A 9056-nucleotide genomic window follows, 5' to 3' on the forward strand; every position below is an offset into this window, starting at 1 on the left:
GATCTCGTGTAGGCCCGCTTGTCCCGCCCTGCGGCGGTGGGGCGGTCAGCCCGGCCGGTGCTGACGGCGCAGCGCCAGGTCGGCCGCCAGCTCGATGGCCGCCTGCAGACTCCCGCCGTCTGCCCGTCCCGTCCCGGCCAGCTCCAGGGCCGTGCCGTGATCCACCGACGTGCGCACGATGGGCAGCCCCAGGGTGACGTTCACCGCCCGGCCAAAGCCGGCGTGTTTGAGCACCGGCAGACCCTGGTCGTGGTACATGGCCAGCACCGCGTCGGCCCCCTCCAGCGAGCGCGGCGTGAAGGCCGTATCCGCCGGCAAAGGCCCCACCAGCCCCAGCAGGCCGGCGTCGCGCAGTCGCTCCAGGGTCGGCTCGATGACCTCGAGCTCCTCGCGGCCCAGGTGGCCACCCTCGCCCGCGTGGGGGTTGAGGCCAGTGACCAGGATGCGCGGTGCCGCGATGGCGAACTTGTCGACCAGGTCGTGGTGCAGCGCTGTGATCACCGCCTCCAGCCGCTCGGGGGTGATCGCCGACGGCACTTCATGGAGCGCCATGTGCGTCGTGGCCAGGGCCACGCGGAGCTCCCCGGCGACCAGCATCATCACCGGCGTCTCGGTGGCGGTTAACTCGGCGAGCAGCTCGGTATGGCCCGAGAAGGGGATACCAGCGTCATTGATCACCCCCTTGTGGACCGGAGCAGTGACGATGCCGTCCACCTGACCCTCGGCGGCCAGCCGCACCGCCCGCCTGAGGCTGGCGACCACCGCCTCGGCGTTGGCCGGGTCCAGCGTCCCGGGGTGGGCCGGGCGGGCCAACCGCACGGGATCCACGGGCAGGCAACCGGCACGGTGGGCCGCCCGCGGCGTTTCGGGGGACCACGCCGGGGTGGCCAGCTCGGAGGCGTCGAGGACGCGGCTGCGCTCGCGCAGCAGCGCCGGATCGCCGATGGCGACCAGCTCCGCGGCGTGACTGCGCATGGCCGCAGCGGCTACCAGCTCGTAGCCGATACCAGCCGGTTCGCCGCAGGTGACCGCGATGCGCGGGCGGCCGTCGCTCACGACCCCCCCAGGCGGTAGTCGACGTAGGCCTCCTCGCGCAGCTCCCGCAGCCACTGCTCCAGGGCCTCCTGGCTCTTGCGCTCCTGGATCTGCTGGGCGATGCGCTCGCGGCGGCGATCGTCCGTGACGTCGCGCTCGCGCCGATCCTCCACGCGGACGATGTGCCAGCCGTATTCGGTGCGGAACGGCTCGCTGACCTCACCCACTTCGAGCTCATCCAGCTGCTCCTGGAAGGAGGCGACCAGCTGGCCACTGCGGGTCCAGCCGATGTCCCCGCCGCTGGCCTCGGCGCCCGGCTCCTCGGAGTACTGCCGGGCGAGGAACTCCAAGCTCTCGCCCTCGTCGATGCGCTCGCGGAAGCTGTTCAGCCGTTGCCGGACGTCCTCCACCTCGATGCCGTCGCCGGGGCGCAGGAGGATGTGGCGGGCGCGGGTCTCCTCGACAATCTGGGCATCTTCACTGCGCCGGTCGATGAGCTTGACGATATGGAAACCGTCGGCCGCCTGGACCGGCTCGCTGACCTCGCCCGGCTCCATGCCTTCGACGACGTCGGCAAAGGCCGAGGGCAACTGGCCGGGCAGGCGCCAGCCGATCTCGCCGCCTTCGCCGGCGGTGGCCGCATCCGAGAAGGTCTCGGCCAGGGTGGCGAAGTCGCTGTCGCTGTCCACCGCACGGCCGCGGATCTCGCCGGCCTGCTCTTCGGCGGCGCGCAGGTCATCCGAGGAGGCGCCCTCAGGCGTGCCGATGCGGATGTGCGCCACCCGGTACTCCATGTTATCCCGAGCCGCCGCCGCCTCGACGGCCTCGTCGATCTCCTGCGGCGAGACCTCGACCTCCTGCTGGACCACGGCCTGCTGGAGTCGCTCGACGGTGATCTGCTCGCGCAGGTCCTCACGGAAACCGGCCATGTCCATCCCCTCCTGGGCGAGGGCGTCGCGCAGCTGAGCGAGGGTCATGTTGTTCTGCGCGGCGATGCGCTGCATGGCGGCGTCCAGGGTGGCGTCGTCTACCTGGATGCCGGCGCGCTGCGCATGGCCCATCTGCAAGCGCTGCATCACCAGGCGCTCGAGAACCTGCTCGCGCAGCTGGTCCGCCGGTGGCGGCTGCTGACCGCGCTGGAAGAACTGGGCACGGATCTGCTCGATCTCCTGTTCCAGCTCCGAGGCGAGCACGACCTCCTGGTCGGCGACGGCCACGATGCGGTCCAGGGTCTCACTGGCGGCCAGGGCCGGCAGCCCGGCGAGCAGGGTTGCGGCGCAGAGAAAGGCTCGAATCTTCATGGGGTCTAGAATACCGTTTCGTCGTAGTCGGGCACCACGTCTTCAAGGAAGGATGCCGTGTCCTGGCCCAGTCGGCCCAGGCCGGTGAGCTCGAATTCGAGCATGAAGGTGTTTTCCACTTCCCGGGCCGCGCCGCGGCGGAAGCGCCGGGCGACACCGCGCACCGCCCAGCAGCACTGGCGGTACTCCACTCCTCCGACCACTTCCAGGTTCGTCCGTTCCAGCCGCGAGTACTGCCAGCCGCCAACGCCGCGCCAACGGGCGTCGATGGGCACCACCGCCGAGGCCTCGATCAGGTCCTGCGTGGTCTCCAGCACCGGTTCATCGTCCTCGTCGTCCTTGGCTTCCTGGCGGACCCGGTAGCCGAGATTCACCAGGGCGCCCGGGGTGGGCTGGTACTGCCAGTCGGCGGCGAGGCTGGTGGCTGCAGCCACTTCCCGCTCCGGGTCGTAGCGGTATTCGCCGCGGACCGAAAGCCCGCCGGGCAGGCGCAGCTCGGCGTCGGCGAAGATGTCCGAGCTGCTGCGGGTCAGGGCCGGGTCGTCCGGGTCGGTGTCCAGGGTCACCCGCCGATCCTCCCGGTAGTAGACCTGGCCGATGCTCGCGCGTAACGGTTCGCGGCCATCGACGATGTCGAGGAAACGGGTGGTCACCGCGGCGGTGATCTGGTCTGCGTCACCGATGCGGTCGATGCCGGAGAAGCGGTTATCCTGGAAGAGCTGCGCCACGGTGTTGCCGCGCTCGTTGGTGTCGAAGTCCGGGTAGTCCCCCTGGTCGCGGTAGGGGGCGTAAAGATAGTACACCCGGGGTTCCAGCGTTTGCAGGAAAGGGCGGTTGCCGAGCTGGAACGGCCGCTCGAGGAAGATGCCGGCATCGAGGCTGGCGATGGGCACGGTGCGGCTGAGCTGCTCGTCACCGGGGGCGTCGCTAGCCCGATCTAGGTCGTAGCGGGTGTGGTGCAGGCTCAGCCCCGGCTCGATGAAGAAGGCCTGGCGCTGCAGGGGCCAGGAGATCCGCGGGTTGACGTGGTAGCGTCGTCCCACCGGGCGCTGTTCGTCATTCTCTGCCTCGGGACCCTCGGGCAGCTCGAAGCGCACCGCCTCGCCCTCCAGGCGGTACTCCACGCCACCGGGCAGCACCCCGGGCGTGTGCTGGTAGCCGATCGCGGGCCAGCGCCGGTACGGGTCGTCGCGGTCGTCCGGGCGCAGGTTCTGCCAGTGCTGCAGCTCGGCCTCCCACTCGTGATCGCCGCGGGACTGCCGCGCCAGGGCGCGACTCTCGAGCTCGGCATCGCTGCTGCCTACCAGATCCGATGAGAAGTCCCTCAGGTAGTCCACGTCGCCGACGCGCTCGACGTCTACCTGGTAGTCGACGCCGTAGGGTAGATCCCCGCGGTGGGACCAGTCCACGGCCCAGCGTTCGGCATCGATCTCCGGCTCGCCGTCTTCGCGCAGCTGATCGGCGTAGACGTCGTCGTCGGGCAGGTACTCCGCGGACAGCTCGCCATCGAAGCTCGGGCGCAGATAGCGGAACTCCCCACCGAGCTGAACCCCCCGTCGCGAGTAGTAGGTCGGCTGCAGGGTCAGGTCGTAATTCGGCGCCAGGCGCACGTAGACCGGCAGCGTGAAATAGCCACCGTCGGTATCGGACTGGCCGAAGCTCGGCGGCAGGATCCCGGTGCGTGGCCGGTCGTCGATGGGGAACTGCAGATACGGGGTGTAGAACCAGGGGATGCCGCCGAGCTCCACTCGCGCGTGGCGCGCCTCGCCCAGGCCGGCGTCGTGATCCAGGTCCAGCGACCCGGCGTGCAGCCACCACAACTCATCCCCCGGCGGGCAGGTGGAGTAGCGCAGGTCGGTTAGCCGGGTCTGCTCCGCTCCGGTGGAGACCAGGTGCCGGGCGGCGCCGTGCATGTGCGGATGGATCCGGAATTCCGCGCCGTCCACCTCGATGCGGTCTTCGTCGAGGTCGAAGCGCCCCGCCGTGCCCCATAGGTGCAGGCCGGACTCCGAGTACGCGAAGGCCCCAGGCACGCGCGCGCGACCCGCCGCCTCGTCGAGATCGAGGTTCTCCGCGCGCAGGTGCTGATCGAGCCGGCGCAGTTCAGCGTCGCCGCGCAGGCGGTAGAGGGCGCGCAGGCCATCGGCGTCGATGGCTTCGGCATCCAGGATCAGGGGTGTGTCGGGGTGGTTGCGCCGTGTGCGGTCCACGGCGTCGGGGGATGGCGCCAGTGGGGGGCCGCAAAGCTGGATCTGCCGGAGTGCGCCAGGGTCGCTGGGGATGTGGCCGGGGGGGACACGGGCCTCTTCGACGTTGTCCGCATCGGCGGCTGCAACCACGGAGGCGGCCAGGCCTGCCGCAAGGACGGCGGTGAGTGGGAGTGAACGGTTCACGGTTCGTTGCGATCCGGCGGCGAGCGCCGCTACCTTGGCACACGGGGGGGCGCGTGGCAACGCACGACGGCTTGCAATCGGCGCCGCCGTGGCGCGCAATGGAGGGATGAACGCACTGGCCTGGGATGATGCCCGCGCCGCCGAGGCGCGCGAGTGGGCTCGGTGGCAGCTCGATGCCGCGCAGCCGCCGGCGCTGACGCCGGCGGCGGCCGACGCCAGCAGCCGCCGCTACTTCCGGATCGAGCTGCCCGACGGGGGTAGCCGGATCATCATGGACGCCCCGGGGCAGCCCGAGTCCGTGGCGGCCTTTGTACACGTCGCCGGATTGCTGACTGCTGCGGGGGTCCACGCACCGCGAGTGGAGGCCGCCGACCAGGAGCGGGGCCTGTTGCTGCTCACCGACCTGGGCCGCCGCACCTACCTGCAGGCATTCCAGGATGGGGCCGACCCCCAGCCGCTGCTCGACGCTGCCGTCAACGCCCTGGTCCGCGCCCAGGCTGCCGTGCCGGTGGCCGGTCTGCCCGCCTACGATACCCCGCGGCTGCGCCGGGAGCTGGAGCTGTTCACCGACTGGTACCTGCCGCACTGCTGCGGGGTGGCTGCCGCGGAAGCCCGGCGGCGCCTTGGCGGCGGTCTGGACGATCTGCTCGAACGGCTTGCCGCCCAGAGCCGGGCGTTCTGTCACCGGGACTACATGCCGCGCAATTTGATGGACTGTGCGACGCTGCCTGGTGTGCTGGACTTCCAGGACGCGGTGGACGGGCCGGTTTCCTATGATGCTGTCTCCCTCGTGCGCGATGCCTTCATCAGCTGGCCGCGCGAACGCGAAGTGGCCACCCTTCAGCGCTATCACCGCCTGGCGCTCGAGGCCGGCGTACCCGTGCCGTGGGCGTTCGAGCTGTTCTGGGCGGACTGCCAGTGGATGGGGGTGCAGCGTCACCTCAAGGTGCTCGGTATCTTCGCCCGGTTGGCCTACCGTGACGGCAAGCCGCATTACCTGGCCGACGCGCCGCGGTTCTTCAACTATCTGCGCGCAGCAGCGGAGGAGGAGCCGGCGCTACGCGCGCTGGTGGACGAGGTGCGGGCCCTGGCGGAGGCGCCGGGGCGGGTCCCGGACGCCAAGGTGGACTGAGATGCGTGCCATGATCTTGGCCGCCGGGCGCGGCGAGCGGATGCGCCCGCTGACCGACACCACCCCGAAGCCGCTGCTGGAGGTTGCGGGGATGCCGCTGATTGGCTGGCAGCTGCAGCGCCTGAGCGCGGCCGGGGTCGAGACGGTGGTGATCAATACCGCCTGGCTGGGTGAGCAGATCGAGACGGCGGTCGGCGATGGGCGCGCCTGGGGGGTGCGCGTGCACTACAGCCGCGAGCCGGAAGGCGCCTTGGACACCGGCGGCGGCATCCGCCAGGCGCTGCCTCTACTCGGCGACAGCCCGTTCTGGGTCGTCAACGGCGACGTCTGGAGCGACTACCCGCTGCAGCGCCTGCCCCGCTCGCTCTCGGTCGCTGCGCACTTGGTGCTGGTGGACAACCCGGCCCATAACCCCGACGGCGATTTCGCCCTCGACGGTCAGGGACGGGTGACCACCGGGAGCGGACAGCGGCTGACCTTTGCCGGGATCGGCGCCTTCCACCCCCGCCTCTTACGGGACTGCCGGCGCGGGTGTTTCCCGCTGGCGCCGTTGCTGCGCAGTGCTGCGCAGCGCGGGGAACTCACCGGGACCTACTGGCCCGGGATCTGGTCCGATATCGGCACGCCGGAACGGCTCGAGCAGCTGCGCCGCCAGGTGCTGGCGGAGGCCGGTCCGGCGCCGGAGTAGCGAGGGAGCGACGGACGTGGGACAGGAGATCGGTCGGGCACGCTTCGGGAGCGACGACTTCTCGGTCTTTCGCCAGAGGCTCCGGGACGAGACCCGGCTGCTGGGCGAGTGGCTGCGGGCCGGACGGGTCGCGCAGGGGGCGCCGAGCATCGGTCTCGAGCTCGAGGCGTGGCTGGTGGATGCGCAGGGGCGCCCGGCGCCGGTCAGCGATCGGGTGCTAAGCCGGGTCGAGGATGAGCGCGTCGAGAATGAGCTCGCGCGCTTCAACCTGGAGATCAACACGGACGTGCATGCGCTGGCCGGCTCCTCGCTGCAGGCCCTGCAGGCGGAGCTGGCCGGGCGCTGGGCGCGAGCGCAGCAGGCGGCGTCGGAGGCCGGCTGCCGGGTCGCCCTAGTGGGTATCCTGCCTTCGGTGCGGGAAGCGGACCTGTGCCTGAGCAACATGACCCCGTCGCCGCGCTACGCCGCGCTGAACGAGCAGGTGCTGGCGCTGCGCGGGCGCCAGCCGCTGACTCTCGATATCGAGGGGGCGGAGCGCTTCCGCACCGAGCGTCACGACGTCATGCTGGAGGCGGCCACCACCTCGCTGCAGCTGCACCTGCAGGTGCCGCCGCAGCGCATCGCGGCGTTCTTCAATGCGGCGGTGGCGCTGTCGGCGGCATCGGTGGCGGTGGCCGCCAATTCGCCGCTGCTCTTCGGGCGCCGCCTCTGGCAGGAGAGCCGCATCCCGCTGTTCGAGCAGGCTGTGGCGTGCACTCGCCTGGAGCCGCGCGGCGCCGGTACCCTGGCGCGGGTGGGGTTCGGTAGTGGCTATGCACGCGACGCCCTCTATGGCTTCTTTGTCGAGAATCGGCAGCACCACCCCGTGCTGCTGCCGGTGCTCCAGGACACCCCGGTGGAAGCGCTGGCCCATCTGCGCCTGCACAACGGCACCATCTGGCGCTGGAACCGGCCGCTGGTGGACGTGGTCGACGGCCGGTGCCAGCTGCGTCTTGAGCATCGGGTGATGGCCGCCGGCCCGACCCTGGCCGACGTGCTGGCCAACGCCGCCTTTTTCTACGGTGCGGTGGCCGAGCTGGCCGAATCCCGCCCAGGGCTGGTGGAGGAGCTGCCGTTCCACATCGCTGAGCAGAACTTCTATGCTGCCGCCCGTTACGGCCTGGACGCCGAGGTGGAGTGGCTGGACGGCTGGTTCGGCCGGCTGGGCGACCTGGTCGCCGAGCGCTTGCTGCCCAAGGCCCGCCGCGGGCTGGTACGGGCCGGCGTGGCCGAGGCCGAGGCCACCGCGCACCTGCGCGTGGTGGAGGAGCGGGTGGCCAGCGGGCGCACCGGCGCCGATTGGCAGCTCGCCTGGATGGAGCGCCACGGCGACGACAACCAGGCCCTGACGCGGGCCTACCTGGATCGAGCTGCCGACGGTGAACCGGTTCATCGCTGGCCGCTTTAGAAACCAGACAGGAGGGCGATCGGCCCATGCTGAAGACCTACCAGGGACTGCCGGAAGGACTGCTCCGCGCAGGGCCCGCCGAGTTGGAGGAGCGCCTCGGCGGGCCGAGCCTGATCGAGGTGCCCGGGCGCCGTGAACCGCCGCTTTTCGTCACCGTCCTGCTCCACGGCAACGAGACCACCGGCTGGGAGGCGGTGCGGCAGGTCCTGGCCGATTTCCAGGGGCGTCCGCTGCCGCGGACCCTGCTGCTGTTCATCGGCAATGTGCGTGCAGCCCGGCACGGCGTCCGCCGTCTGCCCGAACAGCCCGACTACAATCGGGTGTGGCCGGGGACGAGCCTGCCCGACAGCCCGGAACAGCACCTCGCCGCCGAGGTGGTGGCCCGCGTACGCTCGCGGGGCTGTTTCGCCAGCATCGATGTGCACAACAACACCGGGCTGAATCCGCACTACGGCTGCGTTAATCGCCTCGAGGGGCCGTATCTTCAGCTCGCTGCGCTGTTCTCGCGCACGGTGGTCTACTTCACGCGGCCTCAAGGGGTACAGTCGCTGGCCATGGCCCGGCTGGCGCCGGCGGTCACCGTGGAGTGCGGGCAGCCGGGCAGCCCCGGGGCGGCGGATCACGCCGCCGAACTGATCTCCAGCGCGCTACACCTCTCCCGCCTGCCCCAGGGGGTGCCCGCGGATATCTCGGTCTATCACACGGTGGCTGCGGTGCGGATTCCGGAGCAGTGCAGCTTCGGTTTCGGCGAGGCGCGCGGGGCGGATCTACAGCTGATGGACGATCTGGAGCGGTGCAATTTCCGTGATCTGCCCGAGGGGACCGTGTTCGCTCGGGTGTCGCCGGAGTCCCGGGCGTTCTTCACGGTGGAGGACAATGACGGGCGCGAGGCGGCGGCGGAGTTTTTCCAGCGCGATGGTGAGACGATCCGCCTGCGCCGTCCGGCGATGCCGGCCATGCTCGCCTGCAATACGACGGCCATCCGTCAGGATGTACTCTGCTACCTGATGGAGCCGGTCCGCCTGGGCACACCGCCGGCGGCTGAGCCCGCCTGAGGGTG

At 70.7% G+C, this 9056-nt stretch carries 7 protein-coding genes; 4 read left to right on the forward strand and 3 right to left on the reverse strand.

The genetic code is table 11. The features are described from left to right. Positions 1-45: 45 nt before the first annotated feature. The 3 genes from pdxA to LRA98_RS12070 are packed head-to-tail and all read right to left on the reverse strand — an operon-like array spanning position 46 to position 4729. On the reverse strand, positions 46-1056 hold the full coding sequence (gene pdxA, locus LRA98_RS12060; protein ID WP_238634159.1) for a 4-hydroxythreonine-4-phosphate dehydrogenase PdxA: 1011 nt from the start codon (positions 1054-1056) through the stop codon (positions 46-48). Next, entirely contained in the window at positions 1053-2336 is a 1284-nt protein-coding gene (locus LRA98_RS12065; protein WP_238634158.1) for a peptidylprolyl isomerase, read from the reverse strand. Before LRA98_RS12065 ends, pdxA begins: the two co-directional genes overlap by 4 nt. Before the next feature lie 5 nt (positions 2337-2341). Continuing rightward, positions 2342-4729, reverse strand: a complete 2388-nt coding sequence (locus LRA98_RS12070; protein WP_238634157.1) for an LPS-assembly protein LptD — start codon at positions 4727-4729, stop codon at positions 2342-2344. Between the two features lie 106 nt (positions 4730-4835). Between LRA98_RS12070 and LRA98_RS12075 the strand changes: the two genes are divergently transcribed. Genes LRA98_RS12075 through LRA98_RS12090 form a run of 4 tightly spaced genes read left to right on the forward strand, consistent with a single transcriptional unit; the run spans position 4836 to position 9051 of the window. Then, entirely contained in the window at positions 4836-5861 is a 1026-nt protein-coding gene (locus LRA98_RS12075) for an aminoglycoside phosphotransferase family protein (protein ID WP_238634156.1), read from the forward strand. 1 nt (position 5862) lies between these two features. Next, positions 5863-6549, forward strand: a complete 687-nt coding sequence (gene murU, locus LRA98_RS12080) for an N-acetylmuramate alpha-1-phosphate uridylyltransferase MurU (RefSeq protein ID WP_238634155.1) — start codon at positions 5863-5865, stop codon at positions 6547-6549. Between the two features lie 16 nt (positions 6550-6565). Beyond that, positions 6566-7996 carry a glutamate-cysteine ligase family protein gene (locus tag LRA98_RS12085; RefSeq protein ID WP_238634154.1) on the forward strand — a complete coding sequence of 477 codons (1431 nt, stop codon included), beginning with the start codon at positions 6566-6568 and terminating at the stop codon, positions 7994-7996. A gap of 26 nt (positions 7997-8022) precedes the next feature. Beyond that, positions 8023-9051: a M14 family metallopeptidase gene (locus tag LRA98_RS12090; protein ID WP_238634153.1), complete on the forward strand. Its 1029-nt coding sequence runs from the start codon at positions 8023-8025 to the stop codon at positions 9049-9051. Positions 9052-9056 lie beyond the last annotated feature (5 nt).

The organism is Halorhodospira sp. M38, from assembly GCF_022227985.1.
Taxonomy (GTDB): Bacteria; Pseudomonadota; Gammaproteobacteria; order Nitrococcales; family Halorhodospiraceae; genus Halorhodospira; species Halorhodospira halophila_A.